Here is a 23,938-nt window from a genome sequence, read left to right on the forward strand (position 1 = left end):
CTGTTTCGAGCTTAAATTCCCCTTTGGTACGCAATGTCCGTACCCACCTCCGCGCCTCCCTATGCCAGGCAGAATATTGACACTGTCATGATTACAGTGTCACTATCGAGGCATGGAATGGACCATCGGCGAACTGGCCGAGCGGGCGTCCGCGGCGCTGACCCCCACCGCCCAGCTCAACGGGCGGGTCAGGGACATGCCCAACGAGCGCCTCATCCGCTGGTATTCGACGATCGGCCTCCTCGACCCCCCGTCGGCCCGCCGAGGCCGCGTGGCCATGTACGGCAGGCGCCACCTGCTCCAGATCGTCGCCGTCAAGCGGCGCCAGTCCGACGGCCGGACCATCGCCGAGATCCAGGCCGAGCTGGCCGGGGCCACCGACCAGACCCTGGAGTCGATCGCCCGCCTCCCCGAGCCCTCACCGGAACCGGGACCCGCGCCGGAGCACTCTCCAGGACCGGAAAACGCCCCCGGGCACCCGCCCGCCCCTCCGGCCGAATCCGGCGCTCCCCGGGTGGCACGCCCGCGCTTCTGGGCCGGGCCGTCCATCGCCTCAACGGATACCAGTCCCTTGACGGACACCGGTCCCCCGACAGACACCGTCCTCCCGACAGACACCGGTCTCTCAACGGACACCGTCCCCGCTCCGCCCGAGGCGAAGGCGAAGCCGTCCCCGTCCGGCGAGGCCCCGCCCCCTCCGGTCTCGTCCGGCAGAGCCTCATACGGTAAAGCCGCGTCCCCGCCGATCCCACGGGCCCTCCCCGCCCCAAGGACCCCGCCCGCCAGAACCTCTCCGGTGCCGGAAGCGCCGGAAGCCTCGAAAGCCCCGCAAGCCGTGCCCGTCCACGGCGTACGGCTGGCGAACGGCGTGACGCTGGTGCTCGACACGGGCGGCCCCGCCCCCTCACCCGACGACCTCGCCGAGATCGCCGCCGCCTCGGAGGGGCTCCTGTCGCTCCTCCGCGAACGCGGCCTCACACCTCCGGAAGGAACTCACGCATGACCACTTCGATCACCACACTGCCGCCGGAGGAGTGCCTGCCCGTCCCCGACGCCGGGATGGGGGCGCTCGCCACCGAGCGCGGCAACCTGCCGCTGGAGAGCGTGGACGTGACCGCCGCCGTGTCCGGCCTGAGCGCCGGGGTCGAGGTGGTCCAGGGCTTCCGCAACCCGCACGACGTGGCGCTTGAGGCGACGTACGTCTTCCCGCTGCCCGACCGGGCCGCCGTGACCGCCTTCAGGATGGAGGCCGACGGCCGGGTCATCGAGGGCGTGCTCAAGGAGCGCGGCCAGGCGAGGGCCGACTACGACCAGGCGATCTCCCAGGGCAAGAGGGCCGCGATCGCCGAGGAGGACCGGCCGGACGTCTTCACCATGCGGGTCGGCAACATCGTGCCGGGCGAGCGGGTCACCGTGCGCCTCACGCTGAACCAGCCGCTCCCGTACGAGGACGGCGCGGCCACCTTCCGCTTCCCGCTGGTCGTCGCCCCCCGCTACGTCCCGGGCACCCCGCTGGACGGCGAGCGCGCGGGCGACGGCTGGGCCCCGGACACCGACGCGGTCCCCGACGCCTCCCGGATCACCCCGCCGGTGCTGCTGCCCGGTTTCCCCAACCCGGTCCGCCTGTCGCTCGCCGTCTCGGTCGACCCGGCGGGGCTGGAGCTGCGCGAGGTCCGTTCCAGCCTGCACGTGGTCCGGGAGGAGGGCAGCGTGATCCGCCTCCAGCCGGGTGAGCGGCTGGACCGCGACTTCATCCTGCGCCTGGCCTTCGACACCTCCACCTCCCTCGCGCTCGCCCCCGACAAGGACGGGGACAACGAGGGTGAGGGCACGTTCACGCTGACCGTCGTCCCCGGACCGGCGCCCGCCGGGGCCGCTGCCAAGGACGTGGTGCTGGTGCTCGACCGCTCGGGCAGCATGACCGGCTGGAAGATGGTGGCCGCCCGCCGCGCCGCCGCGCGCATCGTCGACACGCTCACCTCGGGCGACCGGTTCGCGGTGCTCTCCTTCGACACCGTCGTGGAGTACCCGGAGGGGCTCGGCGAGGGACTGTCCGAGGCGTCCGACCGCAACCGCTACCGGGCCGTGGAGCACCTGGCCAGGCTGGAGGCGCGTGGCGGCACCGAGATGCTGTCCCCGCTGGAGCGGGCCGCCGCGCTGCTCGCCGACTCCGCCGGGGACCGGGTGCTGGTCCTCGTCACCGACGGGCAGGTCGGCAACGAGGACCAGATCCTGGAGCGGCTCGGCGCCGCGCTCGCCGGGGTGCGGGTGCACACGGTCGGCATCGACAGGGCGGTCAACGCCGGTTTCCTGGGCAGGCTCGCCGGGCTGGGCGGGGGCAGGTGCGAGCTGGTCGAGTCCGAGGACCGGCTGGACGAGGCGATGGAACACATCCACCGCCGCATCGGCTCCCCCCTCGTCACCGACCTCTCCCTCAAGGCCGACGGGCTCGACCTGGTCGCCGAGACGGTGAGCCACGTCGGCTCGATCTACTCGGGCGTCCCGCTCACCGTGCTCGGCCGCTACCGTGGCGCGGCGGCCGGAGCGCTGACCGTACGGGGCCTGGCCGCCGACGGCTCGCCGTGGGAGCGGAGGGTCGCCGCGTCCGTGGTGGACAATCCGGCCGTACGGGCGATCTGGGCACGGGCGCGGCTGCGGGCCCTGGAGGACCGCTACGCGGCCGGTGACCGTTCCCTGGAGGCCGAGATCGTGGAGACCTCGCTCAGGTACGGGGTGCTCTGCCGGTTCACCGCCTTCGTCGCGGTCGACACGCAGGTGGTCGCCGAGGGCGGCCCGGGACACCGGGTGATCCAGCCGGTGGAGCTGCCCAGCGGCTGGGAGAGCCCGGTCACCGCCGCCGCGCCGATGATGCTGACCTCGATGTCCTTCGAGAGCGCGGCCGCGAGCCCGCCGCCGCCCATGGGCCCGCCCGGGATGGCTCCTCCCGGCGCCGCGCCGAAGTTCGCGGCGAGCCCGATCGGCGGCGGCCTGCCGCAGGACGCGGCGGCCGGAGGCTTCGACGACCGCGCCCGGATGCTGCGTCCCGTGCCGGCCGGGGCTCCCCCGAGGCAGGGCAGGCCCCCGGCCGGCCCGCAGGACCCGCCGAGGGAGCAGCTCGCCGAGGAGCTGAAGCGGCTGCGCGCCGCCGCGTCCCTGCCCGCCGCCGAGCGGCTGCGCCTGCTGGAGGACCTGGGCAGCCGCCTCGCGGCCCTGGTCGCCTACCTCGGCGGCCACGCGGAGCTGGCGGCCCTGGCCGGGGAGCTTCAGGCCGGTGGGGACGTGGACACCCTGTGGCGGCGGGCCGAGGAGGTCCTGGAGTCCTTGGCAGGCCCCGCCAGGCGGCGCCCGTTCTGGAAGCGGTGACCTCCCCGCTCCCGCCCCGGGAAGCTGTGGCGGCCTGAGCCGGGCCGGGGGTGGTCTCGTGACCGTTGGAACGGTCACGAGACCACCCCCGGCCCGATCCCTTCGAAGACGCCGGTGAACTCCCTTCGAAGACCCGGCGAACTCACTTTGAAGACACCGGTGGATGGTCTCACCCTCTTCACGGTTCGACGGTGACGGTCCTCGTCACCGTCGGCTCCGGCCGCGCCGTCGTGCCCGCTCGTTCGTCCGGGCCGACGGTGACGGTCTTCGTCGGGGTCGGTTCCGGCGGCGCGGCCATGCCGGCTCGATCGTAGAACCCGACCTCCCACCGCCCCGGCCGCAGTTCGAGTTCGGCGGCCACCCGTTCGACGACCCCGGGCCAGAGCAACTGCGACATCCTGTACTCGCCGTCACACAGACCCACCTCCTTCCTGGCCACCTTGCAGTCGTCGTAGGAGTTCGGTTCGTCGAGAGAACGGATCGGCAGGTCACCGGGCAGGATCCAGATCTTGAGAGACTGGGGCCGCTCCAACCAGTCGGAGGTCACCGTCCTCCCGTCGTAGAAATGGTCCACGTTCCTCCCCCCGCACCTACCGGCCGAACCGCCCCCGCCGGCCTCCCGGATCACCACCATCGCCTCCGGATCGGCGCACACGACCCTGTACGAGGTGTAGACGCTCAACGGCCGGAACGCGACCGTCGCGCCCTCGGGCACGGTCGTGAAACCGTACGACGCGATCAGGGGAGCGTCCAGGACGTTCTTGGGGGGCAGGGCGGACGACGGTGAGATCCTCGCCGCCGTCGGCGGCTCCTTCCTCACCGGTTCCGCGTCCCTCCAAAACCCCTGGACCGGGAAGGCCACCGCGGCCACGGCGGCCACCGCCAGCGCCACACCCGCCACGCCCGCCACGGTCCTGCGCCGCCTGATGCGACGGCCGCGCCGTACGATCTCCCGCACGTCGGGGGGGCCCTCGAAGACGTCCTCGGCCAGCGCCGCGCGCAACTCGCCCTCGGTGTGGATCATCGCTTCGCTCCCGTCGTCTGCATCTCCGAATGGACGCGAAGGCGTCTCAGCGCCCGGCCCAGCTGGGTCTTCACCGTGCCGAGGGAGCAGCCGAGCGCGTCGGCGCACTGCGCGAGGGTGAGCTCCTCGAAGTAGTGCAGGACGATGACCGCGCGCTGCCGCCTCGACAGGCCGCCGATCGCCTCCCGGAGCACCTGGCGGTTGCCGAACTCGGCGGTGAAGTCCCGCGGATCGACGCGTTCGGGAAGGTGCTCGGCGGGCACCTCGGCGCGCCACTTCCTGCGCCACCAGGAGGCGTGCGTGTTGACGATGATCCGGTGCACGTACGGGTCGGGGTCGCCCTCGATCCGCCGCCACGCCACCCACGCCTTGGCCAGCGCCGTCTGCACGAGATCCTCGGCGGTCGCCCTGTTCCCCGTGAGCAGGTACGCCGTATGTCGGAGCCGCTCGTAACGCGTCGCCACGTAACCCTCGAACCCGTCGTCCATCCACGATCTCCGTCCTGAAGCCTCGTAGACAACTACTCGGCGGCGAGCCGGTTCGGACGACAGCGGTGAAGATACCGCGAGACCGATATGGGACAGAGTGGGACCAAGGGCGGGCAGAGCGGGGTTCCAACCCCGGCCGCTCCACATAAAGTAGCGGGATGGTGATTCTGGACGGCGGCCTGGCCACCCATTTGGAGGAGCTGGGCGCGGACCTGCGAGACGACCTCTGGTCGGCGAAACTCCTGCTGGAGAACCCCTCCGTGATCCGGCAGGCGCATCTCGACTACTTCGCCGCGGGAGCCGAGGTGGCGATAACGGCGAGTTACCAGGCGAGCATCCCCGCCTTCGTGCGGCGTGGCCTGAGCGCCACCGAGGCCGAGGACCTCATCCTGCTCTCCGTGCACCTGGCCGCCCAGGCCAGGGACGCCCACGGCTCGGGCACCGTGGCCGCCAGCGTCGGCCCGTACGGCGCCTACCTGTCCAACGGCGCCGAGTACACCGGCGACTACGACCTCGACGAGGACGGCCTGGCCGACTGGCACCGCGACCGCTGGCACATCCTGGCCGACAGCGAGGCCGACCTGATGGCCTGCGAGACCATCCCGTCCTACACCGAGGCCAGGGCGCTGAGGCGGCTGCTCGCCGAGACGCCGGGGATGCGGGCGTGGGTGAGCTTCTCCTGCCGCGACGGCGAGCACATCAACGACGGCACCCCGCTCAGGATGGCGGCCGGCCTGTTCGCCGGGAACCCCCAGGTGATCGCGATCGGCGTCAACTGCACGGCCCCGCGCCACGTGATGAGCCTGATCTCGCAGATCAAGGGCAAGCCCACCATGGTCTACCCCAACTCCGGCGAGGTCTGGGACTCCGCGAACCGGCGCTGGCTCGGGCTGGCCGACCCGGTGGAGTTCGGGGAGGCCGCGGCCGGGTGGACCGCCGCGGGCTCCGCCTTCGTCGGCGGCTGCTGCCGTACCACTCCGGAGCACATCCGCCAGATCCGCGCCCACCTCACGGGCTCGGGTGCCTCCTGACGCCCCGACCGGCCGTCGCGCGTGCCGTATCCGTGGACGCCGGATTCCCCGCCGCACGCTTCGGGGAATCCGGCGCACCGGAGACCTCACCGCTCACGGATCACGACACACCGCCACACAGCGACCTCGGATGAGACGGAATGGCGGTCCGGCGCTATTCACGGACCTGGCCACTGTTGCGGATCAGGCGAAACCAGATCCTCGCGAACAGCAGGCCGATACAGCCGCTGAGCGCGGCGATGACGGTCGCCGCTGTGACACGGCTGTCATCGACGACACCGGCGACGACGAACATCGACACCACGAACGCGACGACGCCGAGCAAGGCGAACAGTCTGTCCTGCGCGTTTTCCCACCGGGGCGGTCGATGGCCGGTCTGCCGATCGGTGCCGCGACTGTCGAGAAAAAGCGCGATCAGCAGGACGGGAACCACTTGCATCGCGTTGTCATACAAAGCGGTGTTCATCTCGCGACACTCCTCGCGTCGTTCGTCACGCCGCCCGTTCCCGCACGCTCACCGCGATGGGACTCGGCACGGCTTTTCCTTGGGATTGCGAGGTGACCGCCAGGTGTTCGCCACACCACTGGTCGGTCACCGGCCGGTCGGCGGCGGACCGGTGAACGGTGATCGATACGGGCGCCGCAACGAACCGGCCTCGCTCCACGTGAATTCTCAGGCGCCGGAGGGCGTCGCGGTGAGTTGCCTGGTGGAGCGCCGGAAGGCCCAGATGACAACCAGCAGGGCCAGTGCGAGCAGGGGTATCCCCATGACGACCTTGGCGAAGGCCAGCCAACCGGTGGCCTCGGCATCGTAGAGCCAGCGTTGGACGAGGAACCGGGAGGCGAAAACAGCGGTCAGCGCCAACGTGGCCATGTCGTGCGCACGCAGGACCGGGCGGGACCGCCGCCACCTGTGCCTGCCGCCGTGCAACGCGTTCCACACGAACCCGGTCAGCGGCCGGCGCACAAGTACGGAGACACCGGTGAGCAGCGCCGCGCCCAGGCTGCCCCAGATGCCGATGAGGAAGAATCCGCCCGCCGATCCGGTCCAGGCCGCGACACCCGCGGCGGCCGCGACACCGAGCAGTCCCGACAGCGCCGGGCGTATCGGCTCCTTGCGCAGTAGCCGCCAGCCGGTGATCAACGCGGCGACCCCGACGGCGACCGCGATCGCGACCGGGAGCGTGAACAGGACGTTGGCGGCCACGAAGGCCACGATCGGCAGGGTCGTGTACACCACCCCTGACAGGCCGCCCAGCTGGTCGACCAGTGTCCGCCGCCGATCGGCGGCGCGCGCCGACGGGGCTGTCTCGCCGGCGTCGTCGATGTGGTCGCGGTCCACCGACCCGGGATCGGTCATGCCGGCGCCGCCGATTGAGGTGGCACGCGGACCACCGGGGTACCGTCCGGCGGGACGGACACGCCGGAACGGCGAGACGGACCGAACAATTGCTCAACGGTCGTTCTGTCGGGCGGTGCCATGCGTTGCTTCTCCATGTGTTCTGCGAGCCGGGACCGCCGTCACGCCCGGCGGTCCCGGCCGGTCGAGGTCGTCTCGGGTCGTGACGATGATCTGCGCCGGCCGCGGTGGTCACGGTGATGCCCGGCCGCCGCCCTGTGCGCGGGGCGGCGGCCGGGCGGGTCACAGGGCGCAGCGGAAATCGTCGGCCGGCGTCCGCAAGGTGGTCAGATACGTGGCGGCGACGTCGTTGACGCAGGCGCTCTTGCCGGACGACAAGATCGTGTGCTGCTCACCGTCGACGGTGAGCACCTTGCCGCCCAGGACTTCGGCGAGCTTGACGCCGGCGTCGTAGGGCGTGCTCGGATCACCGGTGATGGAGATCGTCAACGTCGGCGCGACACCCTCGACCCGGCCGGGAAGGGGGTACGCGGGCTTCGGCTCGGCGGGCCAGAACTCACACCCGTCCCGCGCTCCGCCGACGCCGCGGCCGGAGTCCATGAACGGCGCCACCTGATGAATCCGGCCCTCGAACTCGTTGACCTGACGGGGGGTCAGACGCTCCTCGTCCATGCACGCGATGGCGTAGTTGGCCTCGGCGAAGTTGCCTCCGCTGCCGTCCGACGGGCTGAACGCCTCACCCAACCGCAGCAACTTGTCACCCCGCCCGGCCCGGACCTCGGCGACCCCCGCGGTGATCGCGGGCCACGCCTCCCGGGCGTAGAGCCCGCCGATGAGGGCGTTGATCGCGTCGTCGTAGGAGAGCCGTCGTCCGTCGCCGGCCGGAACCGGCCGCTTGAGCAGAGGACGCACGCTTTTCTGGAAGACCTTGGTGGCTTGGGACGGGTCGGTGCCCAACGGGCAGTCCGGGCGCTTCGCGCAGTCAGCGGCCATCTGATCGAAGGATCGCTGGAAACCAGCGTACTGCGACAACCGCCGGTCGACGAGCCCGAGACCCGGCTCGACGGCGCCGTCGAGGATCATGGCGCGCACGTTGCGCGGGAACGCCTCCGCGTACAAGGTCCCGATGCGGGTTCCGTAGCTCTGGCCGAAGAAGTTCAGCTGCTTGTCACCGAGTGCCGCACGCAGGATGTCCATGTCGCGGACCGTGTCACGCGAGGAGATGGCGGCCAGTGCCTGTTCGCCGCCCGAGCGTTTCGCGCATTGCTCGACCAGCCGGCGGGTGTCGGCCTCCGTGTAGCCGCCCGCCGAGACGATGAACTCGTACGGCAGCTCACCACTGCGCAGTTCCCCGTCGGTGAGGCAGTCCACGGCCGGCTCGCTCGCGGCCACCCCGCGCGGGTCGAACCCGACCAGGTCGAACCGCTCGGTGATCGGGCTCCGCGCCAGCGCCCCGGCGGTGAGAACGGCGAACCGCATGCCGGGCCCTCCCGGCCCGCCGGAGTTGAGCAGCAGGGATCCCATCGAGGCCCCCCGCGCGGGAACCCGCAGCAGCGCGATCTGGGCGGTCTCGCCGTCAGGGTCGTCGTAGTCCAGGGGCACCCGCAGGCGGGCACACTCGGAAGTCTTGCCGGCGGCGAAGACCTTGGCGTCGGCCGGGGTGGTGGCGTAGTCCTTGCACGGGCCGAAGGCCAGCTTCTGGCCGTAGAAGTCGGCCAGTTCCGCCGCCGGCTGCGCCGGTTGCGTTTTTTGTTGTTGTTCGGTTGGCGAAGAGCACGCGCTCAGCGTGATCAGTGGCAGAAGAACTCCTACCGCCATCCATGATCGGCGGGTCGAGAAGGACACCGGTTCTCCTGTCGGTGGGAGCCGTTCGATTCCGAGTGGGCGAATGCATCGCGCCAAGGAAACACCCGGCCGTAACGGCACACTCAAGACCTACAGGCGTGATCCCTCTCACATGTCAAGGTGCATAACGGTCTGGATTGGGCATGCCGCCACGGCATGGTCTTACCGATGTCCCACCGGCGCGACGGCGTCGGCCGAGACCGCCACCCGACGGAGGAGAAGGACGTGGCCTGGAGCACCCGCGAGATCGCCCAGCTCGCCGGCACGAGCCTGCGTGCGGTACGCCACTACCATGAGGTCGGACTGCTGGAAGAACCGCAACGGCGTGCCAACGGCTACAAGCAGTACGGAGTCGCCCATCTCGTCCGGGTACTGCGCATCAAGCGCTTGGCGGACCTGGGTTTCTCGCTGTCCCAGATCGCCGCCATGGGTGACGCCGACGATCATCCCGAGGACGCCCTGCGCACCCTCGACGCCGAACTCGCGGCCACCATCGAACGGCTCCAACGCGCCCGCATCGAACTCGGCCTGATCCTGCGCCAGTCCACGCCGACCGATCTGTCGACCGATTTCACCGCGGCCAACGCCGTGGGGAACCTGCCGAACGCCGACCGCTCGTTCGTCATCGTCCTGACCCGGGTCCTCGGACCACAAACCTTGCAGGCGTGGGCGGACATGCTGCAGGAACCCGTCTCCGACCCCGTCGCCGCGCGGTTCACCAACCTCCCCGCCGACGCCGATGAGCAGACCCGCGCCACCGTGGCCGAGCGCCTGGTCCCCTACGTGCACGCGTTGTACGCGGCGCACCCCGGACTCGGCGTCACGAACTCCGGCACGCCGTACAGTGCGCGCTTTGTCAAGCAAACTGTCAGCGACGCCTTACAAGAGCTCTATAATCCTGCCCAGATGGACGTGCTACGTCGTCTGAACCATCTCCTGGCCAATCAGTACGGTTCGAACGACACGGAGATGGAATAGCCCCTTCAGCCTTCCGCCGACAGGGCCGGGACCGTCTCTCCGGTGTGCTGCCTCAGAGATCTGTCGTCCGGGCCTGAACCGCTGTCACGGCGCGGGCGGGACGGCCGGAGGCCGAGGCGGCGCCGGCCGGCCGGGAGCGGGCGACCTTCGAGCGCCGGGCGCGGCGGGCGGAATCCCGGGGCCGGGGCGAGGCTCGTAACGTTCCAGGTGCTGGGTACGCCGGACCAGGGCGCGCAGGTCGGTGAGGGGTCCGGAGACGACCCCGTCGGCTCTGGCCTGGACCAGGACGTTGCCGATCGAGGTGGCCTCGACGGGTCCCGCGACCACGGGGAGGCCGCAGGCGTCGGCGGTGAGCCGGCAGAGCAGCGCGTTGCGCGAGCCTCCCCCGACGATGTGGATCGTGTCCACCACCTGCCCGGTGAGCCGCCGGGCGTCCTCGACCGCCGCCCGGTGCGCCAGCGCCAGGGAGTCGATCACGCAGCGGACGATCCGGGCGCGGGTCTCCGGCACGGGCCGGCCGGTACGGCGGCAGAAGTCGGCGATGCGTCCTGGCATGTCGCCGGGCGGGTGGAAGACCGGGTCGTCGGCGTCCACGACCGACCGGAACGGCTCCTCCAGGGCGGCCTGCCGGAGCAGCTCCTCCAGGTCGACCCGCCCTCCCGGCGCCTCGGCGGGCGAAGCCCCGGCGACCGGTTCTCCAGGCGACCCGGCGGGCGACCCGGCGGGCGACCCGGCGGGCGACCCGGTGGACGGCTCCGCGCCGGGCGGGATCTCCGCCGGGGCCGTCTCCGCCTCCCAGGTGCGGATGCACTCCTGCAGCAGCCACAGCCCGGTGACGTTGCGGAGGTAGCGCACGGTGCCGTCGATGCCCGCCTCGTTGGTGAAGTTGGCCCGCCGCCCCTCCTCGCTGATCATGGGCTGGTCCAGCTCGACGCCGACCAGCGACCAGGTGCCGCAGGAGATGTAGGCGAACCGCCCGCTCTCCGCGGGGACCGCCGCCACCGCGGAGGCGGTGTCGTGGGAACCGACCGCGACGACCCGGGTGTCCGGGGAGAGCCCGAGCTCGCTCGCGACCTCCGGCGCCAGCGGGCCGATCACCTCGCCGGGACGCCGGATCGGCGGCAGGACCCCGGCCGAGGACCCGAGCCCGCCCGTCAGCACGGTGTCCCACTCACGGGTCCTGGCGTCGAGCAGCTGGGTGGTGGAGGCGTTGGTCAGCTCCGCGCCGACCTGCCCGGTCAGCCAGTACGCGATCAGGTCGGGAATGAGCAGCAGCGTCGCGGCCGAGGCCAGCCGGGGCTCGGCGGCGAGCTGGTGGATGGTGTTGAACGGCTGGCGGGCGATGCCCGTGCGGGCGTACAACTCCTCGAAGGGGACCTGGCTGGCCGTCCGCTCGGTGCGGGAGTCGCGGTAGTGGACGGGGTTGCCGAGCAGCGCGCCGTCACCGTCCAACAGCCCGTAGTCGACGGCCCAGGAGTCGATCCCGATGCCGTCGACGGGACCGGCCGCGCGCAGGCCGTCCAGCACCCCACGGTAGATGCGCAGGATGTCCCAGTACAGCGTGCCGCCGGCCCGGACGGGCACGTTCGCGAAACGGTGTACCTCGCGCAGTTCCAGGGTGTCCGGCCCGATCTCGGCGACGACCACCCGGCCGCTCGACGCTCCGAGGTCGACCGCGGCGTACCGCCCGGTCCGCCCAGTCAGTTCGGTCCGCTCGGTCCGCTCAAGCTGTCCGGTGCGCCCGGTCCCCGGTGCCGGCTGCATGCGAGCCCCTCTCAGGAGTCGAGAATCAGGAATCAGGGAGGTCCCCGGCCCCCGCCCGGCGGGGCAGGACCGCGCGAGGGGAACCGGGGACGAGTGACGGGGTCAGCGCAGGAAGGCCGCCGCGACGCCCGCGTCGACCGGGACGTGCAGCCCCGTGGTCTGGGTGAGCTGGGTCAGCTGGAAGACGGCCCCCGCGACGTGCTCGGGCAGCACCTCGCGCTTGAGCAGGGTGCGCTGCGCGTAGTACTCGCCCAGCTTCTCCTCCTCCACCCCGTACACCGCGGCGCGGTTGGCCCCCCACCCCGAGGCGAAGATTCCGGACCCGCGCACCACCCCGTCGGGGTTGACGCCGTTGACCCGGATCCCGTACGCGCCGAGCTCGGCCGCCAGCAGCCGTACCTGGTGCGCCTGGTCCGCCTTGGCGGCACCGTAGGCCACGTTGTTCGGTCCCGCGAACACCGCGTTCTTGGAGGAGATGTACACGATCTCCCCGCCCATCCCCTGGGGGATCATCACCCGGGCGCTCTCCCGCGAGACCAGGAACGACCCGCGCGCCATCACGTCGTGCTGCAGGTCCCAGTCGGCGACGCTGGTCTCCAGCAGCGAGCGCGACAGCGACAGGCCCGCGTTGTTGACGATCAGGTCCACCCCGCCGAACGCCAGCACCGCCGCCCGGAGCGCGGCGGCCACCTGCGCCTCGTCGGTGACGTCCACCTCCACCGCGACCGCGACGTCCTCCGGCCGGTACGCCTTCGCGCCCAGCTCGGCGGCCACCTTCCGCGCGGCGCCGAGGTCGCGGTCGGCCACCAGCACGCACGCGCCCTCGGCGGCCAGCCTGCGCGCGGTCGCCGCCCCGATGCCGGAGCCGCCGCCGGTCACCACGGCCACCCGCGTCGCCAGCGGGCGGGCGGCCGGCATCCGGCGCAGCTTGGCCTCCTCCAGCTCCCAGTACTCGATCCGGAACTTCTCGCTCTCCTCGATCGGCGCGTACGAGGAGAGCGCCTCGGCCCCGCGCATCACGTTGATCGCGTTGACGTAGAACTCCCCGGCCACCCGCGCGGTCTGCTTGTCCTTGCCGAAGGAGAACATGCCCACCCCCGGCACCAGCACGATCGCCGGGTCCGCTCCCCGCATCGCGGGCGACCCCTCCACGGCGTGCCGCCGGTAGTAGGCCGCGTACTCCTCGCGGTAGGCGGCGTGCAGTTCCCGCAGCCGGGCGACCACGTCCTCGATCGGGGCGTCGGCGGGCAGGTCCACCACCAGCGGGGCCACCTTGGTCCGCAGGAAGTGGTCGGGGCACGAGGTGCCCAGCGCGGCCAGCTCGGGGTGGCGCTCGCGCGACAGGAAGTCCAGCACCTCGCCGGTGGCGGTGTAGTGGCCGACCTGCGGGGCGTCGGTGGAGGCGAGCCCGCGCACCACGGGGAACAGCGCCGCCGCCCGCGCGGCCCGCGCCTCCTCCGCCGGCGGCTCGTACCCGGCGAGCACCGGCCCGAACGGCTCCGCCCGGCCGTGCTCGGCGATGTACGCCTCCGCGGTGCGGATGATCTCCAGCGAGTTGGCCTCGCAGGCGGCCGAGGTGTCGCCCCAGGCGGTGATGCCGTGCCCGCCCAGGACGCACCCGATCGCCGACGGGTTGTCCTTCTTGATCGCCGCGATGTCCAGCCCCAGCTGGAAGCCGGGACGCCGCCAGGGCACCCACACCACCCGGTCCCCGAAGACGCGCGCCGTCAGCGCCTCACCGTCCGCGGCGGTGGCGATCGCGATCCCCGCGTCGGGGTGCAGGTGGTCGACGTGCGCGGCGTCCACCAGGCCGTGCATCGCGGTGTCGATGGACGGCGCGGCGCCGCCGGTGCCGAAGGCGCAGAAGTCGAACGCCGCGACCATCTCGTCCTCTCGCCCGACCCCGGGGTACACCCCCGCCAGCGCCCGGAGCCGGTCCAGCCGCAGCACCGCGAGGCCGCGCTCGGCCAGGGTGCCCAGGTCTCCCCCGGACCCCTTGACCCACATCACCTCGGCGGGAGACCCGGTCACGGGATCGGCCGCCGTCCCCTTGGCCGAGGTGTTGCCCCCCGCGAAGTTCGTGTTCCGCGGATCGGCCCCCAGCGCGTGCGACCGCTGCAGCAGTTCCTCAACCGGCGACGTCATGACACCTCTCCGCTCACTCGCTCACCCGTCACCCCTCGCGACACCCGGCGGGGCCTTCGTGGGAGTCCCGGGGGCACGCCGAGGTGAGATCTTCTTAAAAACGTTTTAACGGCGATGAAAAAGCTATGTGACACGTACGACACTGTCAACGCCGTCGCGCGAGATCGCGGGCCGAAAGCCGTCAGGCAGGGTGAAAGTACCGGCCCTGACTGGCGGAACACTTGTTGTTACGTTTTAATCAATGCACATGAGTTCGGTGAGCATAAAGGAAGTCGCGGCACGGGCCGGGGTATCCCCCGGAACGGTGTCCAACGTGCTCAACCGCCCGGAGAAGGTCGCCGAGTCCACCCGCTCCCGGGTCGAGGAGGCCATCCGCGAGCTCGGGTTCGTCCGGCACGGCTCCGCCTCCAGCCTGCGGGCCGGGCACAGCCGCACCGTCGGCCTCTCGGTGATCGACATCGGCAACCCCTTCTTCACCGACGTGGCGGCCGGGGTCGAGGAGGTGGCCAGCGAGCGCGGGTACGCGGTGATCCTGGGCAACTCCTCAGGCGACCGGCTCAAGGAGGAGCGCAACCTGCTCGTCTTCGCCGAGCAGCGGGTCCGCGGGGTGCTCATCACGCCCGCCGGGGCGAACCTGGCCAAGCTCGACCAGCTCAAGGAGCGCGGCATCAGCGTGGTGCTGGTGGACCATCCCGCCGAACGCGCCGACCAGTGCTCGGTGGCGGTCAACGACATCACCGGCGGCTCGCTCGCGGTCTCCCACCTGCTGTCCGCCGGCGCCGAACGGATCGCCTACGTCACCGGCCCCCTCACCATCCGCCAGTGCGCCGACCGCCTGATCGGCGCCGAGCGGGCGCTGGCCGCGGCGGGCCGCGACCCCGGGGAGACGCTGGAGGAGATCGCGATGAACGCGATGAACGCCAGATCGGGGCAGCAGGCGGCGGAGAAGCTAATCGCCGAGGGGCGGCTGCCCGACGCCGTGTTCTGCGCGAACGACCTGCTCGCCCTGGGCATGCTCCGCGGGCTGCTCCAGGCGGGCGTACGGGTCCCCGGGGACATCTCCCTCATCGGCTACGACGACATCGACTTCGCCTCGGCGTCGACGGTCTCGCTCAGCTCCATCCGGCAGCCGACCCACCGGCTCGGCCGGGTCGCCACGGAGCTGCTGCTGGACGAGTGCGACAATCCCGACTCACACGCCCATCAGCAGATCATGTTCCAGCCCGAGCTGGTCATCCGCGAGTCGACCCTCTGACCTCGCGCGTCCCCTGACCCTGTACGTCCTCTGGTCCCGCTTCGCCCCGCGACGCCGTTCGCCCTCTGACCGCACTCACCCGCCCAGCCCGGCGGTCTCACTCGTCCTCTGAATCCGCTTCCGCCCGGTGATCCCGCTTCGCCCGGTCGGGACGCTTGCGTGCCTCCTTGGCGGCCTGCCTGGCCGCCTCCTTCGCCTCCTTGGCGGCGCGGGCGGCCTCCACCTTGGCACTCGCGGCGTACTTGTCGACGTACTCCTGGCCGGAGAGCTCCATCAGCGCGTACATGATCTCGTCGGTGACGGCGCGCAGGACGAGGCGGTCCTCCTCCATCCCGTAGTAGCGGGTGAAGTCGAGCGGCTTGCCGAACTTCACCCCCGGCCGGATGCCCAGCTTGGGAAGGACGCTGCCCGGGGGCATCATCTCGAAGGTGTTCACCATCGCCCACGGGATGACCGGCACGCGCGACTCAAGCGCCAGGCGGGCCACACCGGTCTTGCCCTTGTAGAGGCGGCCATCGTGGGAGCGGGTCCCCTCCGGGTAGATGGCGAGCACGTGCCCCTCGTCGAGGATGCGCTTGCCGGTGCGCAGCGCAGCCTCGCTCGCCTTGCCCCCGGAGCGGTCGATGGGGACGGTGCCGACACCGCTGAAGAAGGCCTTGCTCATCATCCCCTTGAGACCGCGGCCGGTGAAGTAGTCGGACTTGCCGAGGGAGATCACCTTGCGCCGCAGGAACAGCGCGCCGAAGAAGTGGTCGGCGAACGACAGGTGGTTTCCGGCCAGGATCACCGGTCCTTGCTTCGGCACGTTCCCCACGCCCTCCACCCAGGGGCGGAAAATCAGATGGAGTAAGGGCGAGAGGATGGCCTTCACCACCCAGTAGAACACTCGATGCTCCTTCGGTTGTCAGGCGTGGACCTGGAGTTATCCTCCCACTTCCGATCCCGGTCACCTACCCCACCGAACCACCCAAATCGACCTCTCGCAAAACACGTCCCAGTCGTGCGACGATCGGGCGAACCTTACTAGGAGCCGCGATGCCAGTCATGCCCGGTGCGGAGGCGTACCACCATGCGGGGGGACGGATCGGCGTCCTGCTCTGCCACGGATTCACCGGGTCGCCGCAGTCGTTGCGCCCCTGGGGCGAATACCTGGCGGCGGCGGGCATGACGGTGGCGCTGCCGAGGCTTCCCGGCCACGGCACCACCTGGCGGGAGATGGCCCGCACCGGCTGGGAGGACTGGTACGCCGAACTGGACAAGGCCCTGGCAGACCTGCGCGGCAGCTGCGCCGAGGTCTTCGTCATGGGCCTGTCGCTCGGCGGGTGCATGGCGCTGCGGCTGGCCGAGGTGCACGGCGACGGCATCAAGGGACTGGTGGTCGTCAACCCGTCGATCGTCAACGACGTGCCGCTGCTCAGGCTGGCGCCCCTGCTCAAGTACGTGGTCGCGTCGGTGCCCGGCGTCGCCGGCGACATCAAGAAGGAGGGCGCGACTGAACTCGGCTACACGCGTACGCCGGTCAAGGCCGCGGCGACCCTTTTGCGGCTGTGGTCGTTGACCCGATCGGAGCTGGGTAAGATCACCCAGCCCATCCTGGTTTTCCATAGTCCGCAGGATCATGTTGTGAAACCGGGGAGTGTGCGTATTCTGCGTGAGAAGCTGACCGGGGGGAATCTGAATGTGGTGGAACTCGCCGACAGCTATCACGTCGCGACGCTTGACAACGATGCTGATCGGATCTTTGCGGGGAGCCTGGAGTTCATCACCTCGAACGCGTCTGTACCCTTGCAGAGAGACTGATCGCGAGCGGGGGATGCGCGGTCTCCGGGAGAAAGTGATCGGCCGATGAACAACGGGCCCAGCTAGGTGACACCTCAAAGCGATGAGGACGAGGTCTGGCGTCAGATCGTCGCGTCCTTCAACGACACCGCCGAGCGTGACTCGGCGAATCAGCCGTGGCCGGACAGCGAGAACCTTCCGGCCGAGCCTCCGCGACGGGTGATCAAACAGTCGGACGAGGAGGACCTCCTGCGGGAGGACGACCCCGCGGACGACACCGAACCCGCCACCGAACAGTCCGACAACGAGGACGAAGAGGGGCATTATGTGCCCCCACCCCCGCCCCCGCTACCCAAGACAGACGCCACCACCAAGATCGCATGGCTGGCGCTGTTCGGCGGCCCCGCCTACCTGCTGCTGAGCGCCGCGCTCAACTGGAACCTGCAGGGGTGGATGCTCTTCACCGCGGTCGCCGCCTTCATCGGCGGTTTCGTGGCGCTGGTGGTCCGCATGGGCGACGGCCCGCCCAACGACTCCGGCTGGGACGACGGCGCCGTCATCTGAACGGCTCGTCCGACCTGAACGGGGCGACCGACCCGCGCGAGTCGTTCGATCTGAGCGGGCCGGCCGGTCCGGTCGGGGTGCCCGGTCACGGTCGGGGGGCGGTCGCGGTCGCCTCACCCGTTTGGGTCACCCCCGTCGCGGCCGGTCGAGCGAGCCCCCGGCCACGCTGGCCCGGGCTACGGCTTGGCGCGCTCCGAGGTGCCGAAGCGCTCGATCACGTCGGTGTACTTGCCGGAGGCGTCGACCACGTGGCCGACGGTCCACACGGTGCCGGTGCCCGGCAGGTAAGCCGCCGACTGGAGCCGTACCGTCCGGGGGGCGGCGGTCTCGGGACCGCGCAACGCCTTGACCACGTGCCCGTCGTACCGGAGCAGGAACGCCTCGCCGGGGCGATCCAGGTCGACCCCGGAGATCCAGAAGTGGCCCTTGCGGTCACCCGTCACCCCGTACAGGCGGACGTCACCGGCGGGGAGGGAGACCCGGGACCACTTCTTGCCGTTCCACGACAGGACCAGCGGGACGATCTCTCCGGCCTCCCGGTAGACGCCGCCGACGGCGAGGGCCCGCTTGGGGCCGTCAAGGTGAACGTCACGCAGGTAGCCGCCGGCGATCTCGGGGGCCTTGAAGGTCTTCCAACGCCCGCCGGACTGCCTCATGATCAACGGTTTGCCACCGGTGTCGCCCACCGCCCAGCCGTCGCTCCTGCCCGACAGCGCCACCCCGTACAGCGTGCCCCGGTCGGGCAGGTGGGTGAGCTTCCATTTCGAGCCGGCGCCGGTGACGACCATGGGCCGCCTGTCGCGGCGGCCGACCGCGACCACCCGGCCGGGAACGGCCGCCACCCCGCTCAGCCAGTCGCCCGAGTGCAGCTTGTCGACGATGACCCTGTCGAAGGACGCCCCGTCTCCCCTCGCCAGGTAGGGGAGGCCGTCGTGCCCCTCGCCGACGGCCCACAGCTCGGCCGCCGAGGCCGCCGCGACGGAACGCAGGGGCCCGGCACCGGTCGGGTCGTTGCGGATGCCGACCTCGTTCCAGGAGGTGCCGTCCCAGTGGGTGATCGCGCCGCGGCTCCGCCAGACGTCCCAGACGCTCTGCTGGCCGACCGCCCACACGCTCGTGGCCGAGACCCCGGCCACGTCGGACAGCGATCCGTCACTGCTCAGGCCCGCGCTGACCGGAGCCTGCCAGGCCTCGGCCGCGGGCGGGCTGACGGGATCGGCGTGGGCTGGGAACGTTTGCGGAGACAGCAGGAGCAGGCCTCCCGCGCAGAGAACCAGCGCACGCCGCGGAAGGCGACGGGTCATGTTTCAAATGGTACGGGGCTCATGCGCTCCCCGTGTGCCGGTCTCCCCACTTGACCGCCACGATCTGGAAAGACCCCCTGTCACGAACTGGGAAGACGTCCTCCGCTTCGTCCTCTCCTTCGTCACGGAAACGCCGGTCCACCCGGCTTCCCGGCCTCCCCCGCCTCCCCCGGAAGATCCGGATGGTCCAGTTCGGCGATCACCGGCAGATGGTCGGTGGCGGCCACCAGGTCGGCGGGGTCGGCGTCGATCCCGCCGCAGGAGACCACGGAGAAGCCCTCGACCGCGAAGATCGCGTCGATCCGCTTGTGCGGGCCCCTCGCGGGGAAGGTGAAGCCGTCGCCGCGCGGCGAGACCGGATAGCAGTCGGTGAGCCGCTCGGCGAGGTGTTGCCAGCTCGGCTGGCCGGACTGCTCGTTGATGTCTCCCGCCAGCACCGGCAGCGCGCCGAACCGGTCGGCCACCTCCCGCAGGAGCCGCACCGCCTCGTCCGCGTGACGGCGCCGGGCCGTCTCGTCGAGGTCCAGGTGGATGGAACCGGCGGCGACCCGCCGCCCGTCCGCCTCCACCACGGCGATCGCGATGGCGCGCCGTTCCAGGGGGAAGAAGGACTCCAGGAGACGGCCCTCGCCGTGCAGCAGCCGCACCCCGGGACCGGTCAGCACGGCGACCCCGCCCCTGCGGCGGCCCGCGGCCACGGCCAGCCCGCCGAAGGCGGCCAGCCGCCGTCGCCTGCGGCGCCAGCACAGGAAGCGGGGCGCCTCCTGCACGCAGAGCACGTCGGCGCGGAGCGCGGCGACCACCCGCTCCAGCGCCGGGACGTCGTCCTTCATGGAGCGCACGTTGTAGCTGGCGATCCTGAGCACCACGGCCACCTCACTTCGCGACGCGTGCCGCGAGGATAGCCGCGCACCACCGGACATACCAGCCACCTGCCCCGATCGGCATATTCACCGCCGGACGCGCCGGCCGCCCGCACCAAGCCGGTGTGCGGGCGGCCGTACGCACCGGGAGCGGTCAGCGCCTGCGGGCGAGGTCAGCGGCGCCCACCAGGCCCGCCGAGGCGCCGAGTTCGGCGCAGCGGATCTCGGCCAGCGGACGGTGGCCCCGGCCGCTCAGGTGGGTGGTGTAGAACTCGCGGGTCTCGTCGATCCACAGGTCGGCGGCACGCGAGACGCCGCCGCCGAGGACGAAGCAGCCCGGGTCGAGGACGGCGGCGAGGTCGGCCAGGCCCTGGCCGATCCAGCGGGCCATCGAGGAGAACGCGGCCAGCGCGGCCGGATCGCCCTGCCTGGCGGCCTCGGTGACCTCCTGGCCCTCGATCTGGCCGGGCGTTCCGCCGGCGATCTCCAGGAGCTTGACGGCCTTGTCCGGCTCGGCCTCGGCGATCCTCCTGGCCTCGCTGACCAGGGCGTTCCCGCTGGCGTACTGCTCCCAGCAGCCGAGGTTGCCGCACCCGCACAGCCGCCCTTCGGGGACCGCCTGCATGTGGCCGAGCTCGGCGCCCATGCCCCAGCGACCCCGGTAGAGGGAGCCGTCGAGCACGATGCCGCCGCCGATGCCCGTACCGACGGTCACGCACACCAGGTGGGTCTCGCCACGACCGGCACCGAACCTGGCCTCGCCCCACGCCATCGCGTTGGCGTCGTTCTCCACCACGACGGGAAGGCCGACCATGTCGGAGACCTTCCGCTGCAGGGGCTCCTCACGCCAGGCGAGGTTGGGGGCGAACCGGACAATGGACCTGGTCTCGTCGACGAACCCGGCCGCCCCCAGACCGACGGCCTCGATCTCCCGGCCCTTGGAGAGCTCCAGGATCGCGTCACCGATCGTGTGGGCGACCTGGTCCGGGTTCTCCGCCGGGGTGGGTCGCAAGAGATGCTCGACGATCTGGCCGTCCTCGTCCACGACTCCCGCCGCGACCTTCGTACCGCCAATGTCCACACCGATGGTCAGCGCCATTGTCCATTCTTCCTCTCCCCCTGGGCTCACCCCAGGTCGATGTGCTCCACGGGGGTGTCTCCTCGCTCGCGCTCGCGTTCCCGCTGTGCGGGAGCGGGCTTGCCGAGTCCGTCGACGGCCGACTTGAAGGCGGCGAACAGCTCGGTGCCCGCCTGCATGAGATGGTCGGTGACGGCACCACCGGCGCCCGACTCGCGCTGCGCGGCTATCGCACGGCAGACGGGGCAGGCCCGGCAGATGTACTCCTCATGCTCCGAGACCGCCTCCTCCCACACGTCCCGCTCTCTTCTTCCTCGGCCACCACCGGAGAACGCGCTGCCGACCCCGGTCATCGTGCCCTTGATCAGGTTCTTGCGCAGTTCCCTGGTCGCCTTCTGCTGCAGCGTGTCGAAGAGCTTGAACGCCTCCTCGGCGGCGGTGCCCAGCGGGTCCTTGCCCCCCTGGGAGCCGCCCTGGGAGCGCTCGTCACGTGCCCGCTCGTCCCGTGCCCGTTCCTGCTTCCCTGCCGCGGTGTCCTTCTCGCGCCCCGCGGCCTCGGCGCGGTCGCCGGGCCTGGCCCACGGGGTCCATCCGGTCCGGTTCTCCTGCCTCGCCCGGCCGGCGCGCTCGAACCACTCGGCCCGCGCGTCACGATCGGCCTGCGCGGAATCCGAGGTCTTCTCGGTACGCGCGGCCTGCCCGGAAGCCGTGACCTGCTCAGGGCTTGAGACCTGCTCAGGGCTTGAGACCTGCTCGGAATCCGGGAGCTGCCCGGAAGCCGGGACCTGCTCCGGGCTCGGGGCCTGCTCGGAAGGCGCGGTCTCGGCCACGGCCTCCACCTCGACGACCTCCAGGCGCGCGACCTTCTCGACGCGCTCGGTCTTCGCGGGCTCCCCCGCGTTCTCCGGCCGCTCAACCCGCACCACGGACTCGACGGACTCGACGGACTCGGGCGATCCGGTGCGCCCGCCCTTCGGGGACCTCCCGGCCGGGGCCGTGCTCCGCCCCTTCTGGGGCGCCTTCCCGGTGCGCCGGCCCTTCTGAGCCTTCGCCGTGCCTTCGGTGCCCTCAACGCCCTCGGCGCTTCCGGCGACCCCGGTGTTCTCGGCGCTCTCGACGCCTCCGGCCTCGGGCGGCGGTGTCACGGCGCCGGCGGCCTTCCGTGGCTTCCTCGGCGCTCGCGGCTTCGGGGTCTTCTCTGCGTCGTTCGTGTTATCGGTCATCAGGCCCTCCCGATTCGAACCGTACCCGGAGAAACCCGTCTCGGAGCGCTGCCTCCCGCACCGACCTGCGGGCCAGTGCCGCGGGCAGGGCGAGGACCCGGCGGTAGGAACCGGCGTTGACGATCAGCTCGTCGCCCTTGCGCGCCAGGTCCACCTCGTCCTTGTCCGCGAGCGGCAGGGCCAGGATCAGCTCGCCCTCGGCGGTGATCCGCAGCGGCGGGTCGACGGAGGGCGGGGCGAAGGGGTCGCCGTCGCCGTACATGGCCTCGGCGACCGCGGCGAGGGCGTCGAGGCCGACGGGCTCGGCCTCCAGGTACGGCACGAGGTGCACGGGCAGCGGCGCGAAGGACTCCTCGACCTCGGCCAGGTGCCGGGCCTGGGCCCGTACCCATTTCTGCCGCCACGGGTCGGCGCCCTCGGAGGGGAAGACGCGGTTGGCGATCACCGCGTCCACCCGGTAGCCGTACAGGCTGAGGGAGGTGAGCGTGCGGCGGGCCTCGGCGAGCACGACGGCCTCGGGGGTGAGCACCAGCCGGACGCTCGCGCCGGGCCCGGTGAGCAGCTCGCGCACCTCCATCAGGCCCCGGTGGAGCCGCTCGCCCGCGCCGATCACGTGGTCCTCGGGCATGCTGACCTGCGCCAGGCGGCGTACCAGCGGGGAGAGGGTGCTCAGCAGCCGCCTGCCGATGGGCAGCAGCCGGTTCACGTGCCAGTCGAGGGCCTCGGGCAGGGCGAGCAGCCGGAGCGTCTCCGCGGTCGGGGCGCAGTCGATGACGATGACGTCCCACAGCCCGGTGCGCGCCTGCTCGCGCAGCTCCAGCAGCGCGATGACCTCCTCGGCGCCGGGCAGCACCGTGATCTCCTCGGCGGTCACCTCGTCGAGGCCGAGCTCGGCGAAGACGCCCCTGGCGTAGTCGCGCAGCTCGCCCCACTGGCGTTCCAGCGCCCGCTGGGTGTCGACCTGGTGGAGGGAGAGGCCGGGCGCGATCTCCGTGGGCTCCCCGCCGGCCCGCACGCCGAGGGCGTCGGCCAGCGAGTGGGCGGTGTCGGTGGAGACCACCAGGGTCTTCAGCCCGGACCGGGCGGCGAGCGTGGCCGTGGCGGCGGCGACGGTCGTCTTGCCGACGCCGCCCTTGCCGGTGAAGAGCAGGACCCTGCTCACGCCGTCTCCCGGCGGGACGGCGCGGGGCTCCGCTCCGCGACCGCGCCGTGCCGCGCGCCCCGCTCCCTCATGGGGTCTCGACGCGCTTCTTCAGCCCCTTCAGGGCGGTGTCGATGATGACCTTCTCCGCCTTCCGCTTGATCATGCCGATCATCGGCACCTTGAGATCCACGGCGAGCTCGTACGTCACCTCGGTGCCGCTGCCCGCGTCGGCAAGACGATAACTCCCGGTGAGCCCGGAGACCATCTTTCCCGCCTCGGCGATGCTCCAGCCGACGGACTCGTCACCGTGCCAGGTGTAGCGGAGGGTGTATTCGTCGCTGATCACGCCCGCGTCGAGGACGAACCGGACCGTTTCCGGCAGGCCGTCCTCCCCCGTGGAGAGGACGCGCGCGGCCTTCACCTGCCCGGCCCACTCCGGGTAGGAGGGGAAGTCGGCGATGACCGTCATGATGGTCGACCGGTCCGCGCCGATCTTGATGCTGGAGGTGGTGCGATCAGCCATGGGGCAACCGTACTGCTTCACGATCGTCCGCGTACGCCCGGCGTGGCCGGGCACGGTCACCGCGGTGACAGGAAGCGGCGCCACGAAGCGGACACCTCGCGCGTCCGCCCCTCCCGCCGGAGCGGCACCACCGGAGGATCACCGCCGGAAGGCCTCTCCGTCGAAGAAGTACCGCCCGGACCGCGTGGCCGTCACCGGCTACCGCTC

General features: G+C 71.5%; 21 protein-coding genes. 7 read left to right on the plus strand and 14 right to left on the minus strand.

Features of this window, described 5'->3' with window-relative positions; all coding sequences use genetic code 11:
- Nucleotides 1-112 precede the first annotated feature (112 nt).
- Nucleotides 113-1,003 (plus strand): helix-turn-helix domain-containing protein, encoded by an 891-nt coding sequence (locus ACSC1Q_RS02805; RefSeq protein WP_436757030.1) that lies wholly within the window; start codon nt 113-115, stop codon nt 1,001-1,003.
- On the plus strand, nt 1,000-3,363 hold the full coding sequence (locus tag ACSC1Q_RS02810; protein WP_436757031.1) for a VIT domain-containing protein: 2,364 nt from the start codon (nt 1,000-1,002) through the stop codon (nt 3,361-3,363). Before ACSC1Q_RS02805 ends, ACSC1Q_RS02810 begins: the two co-directional genes overlap by 4 nt.
- 178 nt (nt 3,364-3,541) lie before the next feature.
- Here the strand turns inward: ACSC1Q_RS02810 and ACSC1Q_RS02815 are convergent, their stop codons facing one another.
- Both ACSC1Q_RS02815 and ACSC1Q_RS02820 read right to left on the minus strand, forming a co-directional pair.
- On the minus strand, nt 3,542-4,387 hold the full coding sequence (locus tag ACSC1Q_RS02815; RefSeq protein ID WP_436757032.1) for a hypothetical protein: 846 nt from the start codon (nt 4,385-4,387) through the stop codon (nt 3,542-3,544).
- Entirely contained in the window at nt 4,384-4,875 is a 492-nt protein-coding gene (locus tag ACSC1Q_RS02820) for a SigE family RNA polymerase sigma factor (protein WP_436757033.1), read from the minus strand. Before ACSC1Q_RS02820 ends, ACSC1Q_RS02815 begins: the two co-directional genes overlap by 4 nt.
- A 158-nt stretch (nt 4,876-5,033) precedes the next feature.
- Here ACSC1Q_RS02820 and mmuM point away from each other — a divergent pair, with 158 nt between their 5' ends.
- Nucleotides 5,034-5,906: a homocysteine S-methyltransferase gene (mmuM, locus tag ACSC1Q_RS02825; RefSeq protein WP_436757034.1), complete on the plus strand. Its 873-nt coding sequence runs from the start codon at nt 5,034-5,036 to the stop codon at nt 5,904-5,906.
- A gap of 154 nt (nt 5,907-6,060) precedes the next feature.
- Here mmuM and ACSC1Q_RS02830 read toward each other — a convergent pair whose 3' ends face one another.
- The 3 genes from ACSC1Q_RS02830 to ACSC1Q_RS02840 all read right to left on the minus strand — a co-directional run bounded on the left by ACSC1Q_RS02830 (nt 6,061) and on the right by ACSC1Q_RS02840 (nt 9,111).
- On the minus strand, nt 6,061-6,372 hold the full coding sequence (locus ACSC1Q_RS02830; protein ID WP_436757035.1) for a hypothetical protein: 312 nt from the start codon (nt 6,370-6,372) through the stop codon (nt 6,061-6,063).
- A 207-nt stretch (nt 6,373-6,579) separates the two neighbouring features.
- A complete protein-coding gene (locus ACSC1Q_RS02835; protein ID WP_436757036.1) occupies nt 6,580-7,266 on the minus strand; it encodes a DUF3159 domain-containing protein in 687 nt (228 codons plus the stop codon).
- Between the two features lie 282 nt (nt 7,267-7,548).
- A complete protein-coding gene (locus tag ACSC1Q_RS02840; protein ID WP_436757037.1) occupies nt 7,549-9,111 on the minus strand; it encodes an alpha/beta hydrolase in 1,563 nt (520 codons plus the stop codon).
- Between the two features lie 168 nt (nt 9,112-9,279).
- Here ACSC1Q_RS02840 and ACSC1Q_RS02845 point away from each other — a divergent pair, with 168 nt between their 5' ends.
- The gene (locus ACSC1Q_RS02845; protein ID WP_436757038.1) at nt 9,280-10,089 is read left to right on the plus strand and encodes a helix-turn-helix domain-containing protein; all 810 of its coding nucleotides are present in this window, start codon (nt 9,280-9,282) and stop codon (nt 10,087-10,089) included.
- 84 nt (nt 10,090-10,173) lie between these two features.
- On the opposite strand, the gene ACSC1Q_RS02850 is transcribed toward ACSC1Q_RS02845, so the two are convergent.
- Together ACSC1Q_RS02850 and ACSC1Q_RS02855 are read right to left on the minus strand one after the other, a co-directional pair.
- The gene (locus ACSC1Q_RS02850) at nt 10,174-11,853 is read right to left on the minus strand and encodes a rhamnulokinase (protein ID WP_436757039.1); all 1,680 of its coding nucleotides are present in this window, start codon (nt 11,851-11,853) and stop codon (nt 10,174-10,176) included.
- A 102-nt stretch (nt 11,854-11,955) separates the two neighbouring features.
- Nucleotides 11,956-13,998: a bifunctional aldolase/short-chain dehydrogenase gene (locus tag ACSC1Q_RS02855; protein ID WP_436757040.1), complete on the minus strand. Its 2,043-nt coding sequence runs from the start codon at nt 13,996-13,998 to the stop codon at nt 11,956-11,958.
- 247 nt (nt 13,999-14,245) lie between these two features.
- Here ACSC1Q_RS02855 and ACSC1Q_RS02860 point away from each other — a divergent pair, with 247 nt between their 5' ends.
- A complete protein-coding gene (locus ACSC1Q_RS02860; protein ID WP_436757041.1) occupies nt 14,246-15,253 on the plus strand; it encodes a LacI family DNA-binding transcriptional regulator in 1,008 nt (335 codons plus the stop codon).
- Nucleotides 15,254-15,350: 97 nt separating this feature from the next.
- Here ACSC1Q_RS02860 and ACSC1Q_RS02865 read toward each other — a convergent pair whose 3' ends face one another.
- Nucleotides 15,351-16,139 carry a lysophospholipid acyltransferase family protein gene (locus ACSC1Q_RS02865; RefSeq protein ID WP_436757042.1) on the minus strand — a complete coding sequence of 263 codons (789 nt, stop codon included), beginning with the start codon at nt 16,137-16,139 and terminating at the stop codon, nt 15,351-15,353.
- A 149-nt stretch (nt 16,140-16,288) separates the two neighbouring features.
- On the opposite strand from ACSC1Q_RS02865, the gene ACSC1Q_RS02870 reads away from it, so the two are divergent.
- Nucleotides 16,289-17,053 (plus strand): alpha/beta hydrolase, encoded by a 765-nt coding sequence (locus ACSC1Q_RS02870; RefSeq protein WP_436757043.1) that lies wholly within the window; start codon nt 16,289-16,291, stop codon nt 17,051-17,053.
- Nucleotides 17,054-17,119: 66 nt separating this feature from the next.
- Complete coding sequence (locus tag ACSC1Q_RS02875) at nt 17,120-17,596, plus strand: hypothetical protein (protein WP_436757044.1); 477 nt, start codon at nt 17,120-17,122, stop codon at nt 17,594-17,596.
- A gap of 176 nt (nt 17,597-17,772) precedes the next feature.
- On the opposite strand, the gene ACSC1Q_RS02880 is transcribed toward ACSC1Q_RS02875, so the two are convergent.
- The 6 genes from ACSC1Q_RS02880 to ACSC1Q_RS02905 form a co-directional block, all read right to left on the minus strand.
- Complete coding sequence (locus ACSC1Q_RS02880; RefSeq protein WP_436757045.1) at nt 17,773-18,900, minus strand: hypothetical protein; 1,128 nt, start codon at nt 18,898-18,900, stop codon at nt 17,773-17,775.
- A 122-nt stretch (nt 18,901-19,022) separates the two neighbouring features.
- A complete protein-coding gene (locus ACSC1Q_RS02885) occupies nt 19,023-19,766 on the minus strand; it encodes an endonuclease/exonuclease/phosphatase family protein (RefSeq protein ID WP_436757046.1) in 744 nt (247 codons plus the stop codon).
- 151 nt (nt 19,767-19,917) lie between these two features.
- Nucleotides 19,918-20,862, minus strand: coding sequence for an ROK family glucokinase (locus ACSC1Q_RS02890; protein ID WP_436757047.1), 945 nt, complete (start codon nt 20,860-20,862; stop codon nt 19,918-19,920).
- A 26-nt stretch (nt 20,863-20,888) separates the two neighbouring features.
- Entirely contained in the window at nt 20,889-22,064 is a 1,176-nt protein-coding gene (locus ACSC1Q_RS02895; RefSeq protein ID WP_436757048.1) for a hypothetical protein, read from the minus strand.
- On the minus strand, nt 22,054-23,226 hold the full coding sequence (locus ACSC1Q_RS02900) for an ArsA family ATPase (RefSeq protein ID WP_436757049.1): 1,173 nt from the start codon (nt 23,224-23,226) through the stop codon (nt 22,054-22,056). The genes ACSC1Q_RS02895 and ACSC1Q_RS02900 overlap by 11 nt, the downstream gene beginning before the upstream one ends.
- Nucleotides 23,227-23,293: 67 nt before the next feature.
- The gene (locus ACSC1Q_RS02905) at nt 23,294-23,731 is read right to left on the minus strand and encodes an SRPBCC family protein (RefSeq protein ID WP_436757050.1); all 438 of its coding nucleotides are present in this window, start codon (nt 23,729-23,731) and stop codon (nt 23,294-23,296) included.
- Nucleotides 23,732-23,938 lie beyond the last annotated feature (207 nt).

Origin of the sequence: Streptosporangium heterodermiicola, assembly GCF_051390675.1 — a bacterium.
Taxonomy (GTDB): domain Bacteria; phylum Actinomycetota; class Actinomycetes; order Streptosporangiales; family Streptosporangiaceae; genus Streptosporangium.

What these genes read in the sequence shown, in the direction of transcription:
- ACSC1Q_RS02810 (WP_436757031.1), top strand. Translation starts at nt 1,000, where the DNA reads ATGACCACTTCGATCACCACACTGCCGCCGGAGGAGTGCCTGCCCGTC.
- ACSC1Q_RS02870 (WP_436757043.1), top strand. Translation starts at nt 16,289, where the DNA reads ATGCCAGTCATGCCCGGTGCGGAGGCGTACCACCATGCGGGGGGACGG.
- ACSC1Q_RS02815 (WP_436757032.1), bottom strand. Translation starts at nt 4,387, where the DNA reads ATGATCCACACCGAGGGCGAGTTGCGCGCGGCGCTGGCCGAGGACGTC.
- ACSC1Q_RS02860 (WP_436757041.1), top strand. Translation starts at nt 14,246, where the DNA reads ATGAGTTCGGTGAGCATAAAGGAAGTCGCGGCACGGGCCGGGGTATCC.
- ACSC1Q_RS02830 (WP_436757035.1), bottom strand. Translation starts at nt 6,372, where the DNA reads ATGAACACCGCTTTGTATGACAACGCGATGCAAGTGGTTCCCGTCCTG.
- ACSC1Q_RS02890 (WP_436757047.1), bottom strand. Translation starts at nt 20,862, where the DNA reads ATGGCGCTGACCATCGGTGTGGACATTGGCGGTACGAAGGTCGCGGCG.
- ACSC1Q_RS02855 (WP_436757040.1), bottom strand. Translation starts at nt 13,998, where the DNA reads ATGACGTCGCCGGTTGAGGAACTGCTGCAGCGGTCGCACGCGCTGGGG.
- ACSC1Q_RS02850 (WP_436757039.1), bottom strand. Translation starts at nt 11,853, where the DNA reads ATGCAGCCGGCACCGGGGACCGGGCGCACCGGACAGCTTGAGCGGACC.
- mmuM (WP_436757034.1), top strand. Translation starts at nt 5,034, where the DNA reads ATGGTGATTCTGGACGGCGGCCTGGCCACCCATTTGGAGGAGCTGGGC.
- ACSC1Q_RS02895 (WP_436757048.1), bottom strand. Translation starts at nt 22,064, where the DNA reads ATGACCGATAACACGAACGACGCAGAGAAGACCCCGAAGCCGCGAGCG.
- ACSC1Q_RS02835 (WP_436757036.1), bottom strand. Translation starts at nt 7,266, where the DNA reads ATGACCGATCCCGGGTCGGTGGACCGCGACCACATCGACGACGCCGGC.
- ACSC1Q_RS02845 (WP_436757038.1), top strand. Translation starts at nt 9,280, where the DNA reads ATGTCCCACCGGCGCGACGGCGTCGGCCGAGACCGCCACCCGACGGAG.
- ACSC1Q_RS02905 (WP_436757050.1), bottom strand. Translation starts at nt 23,731, where the DNA reads ATGGCTGATCGCACCACCTCCAGCATCAAGATCGGCGCGGACCGGTCG.
- ACSC1Q_RS02880 (WP_436757045.1), bottom strand. Translation starts at nt 18,900, where the DNA reads ATGACCCGTCGCCTTCCGCGGCGTGCGCTGGTTCTCTGCGCGGGAGGC.
- ACSC1Q_RS02805 (WP_436757030.1), top strand. Translation starts at nt 113, where the DNA reads ATGGAATGGACCATCGGCGAACTGGCCGAGCGGGCGTCCGCGGCGCTG.
- ACSC1Q_RS02820 (WP_436757033.1), bottom strand. Translation starts at nt 4,875, where the DNA reads ATGGACGACGGGTTCGAGGGTTACGTGGCGACGCGTTACGAGCGGCTC.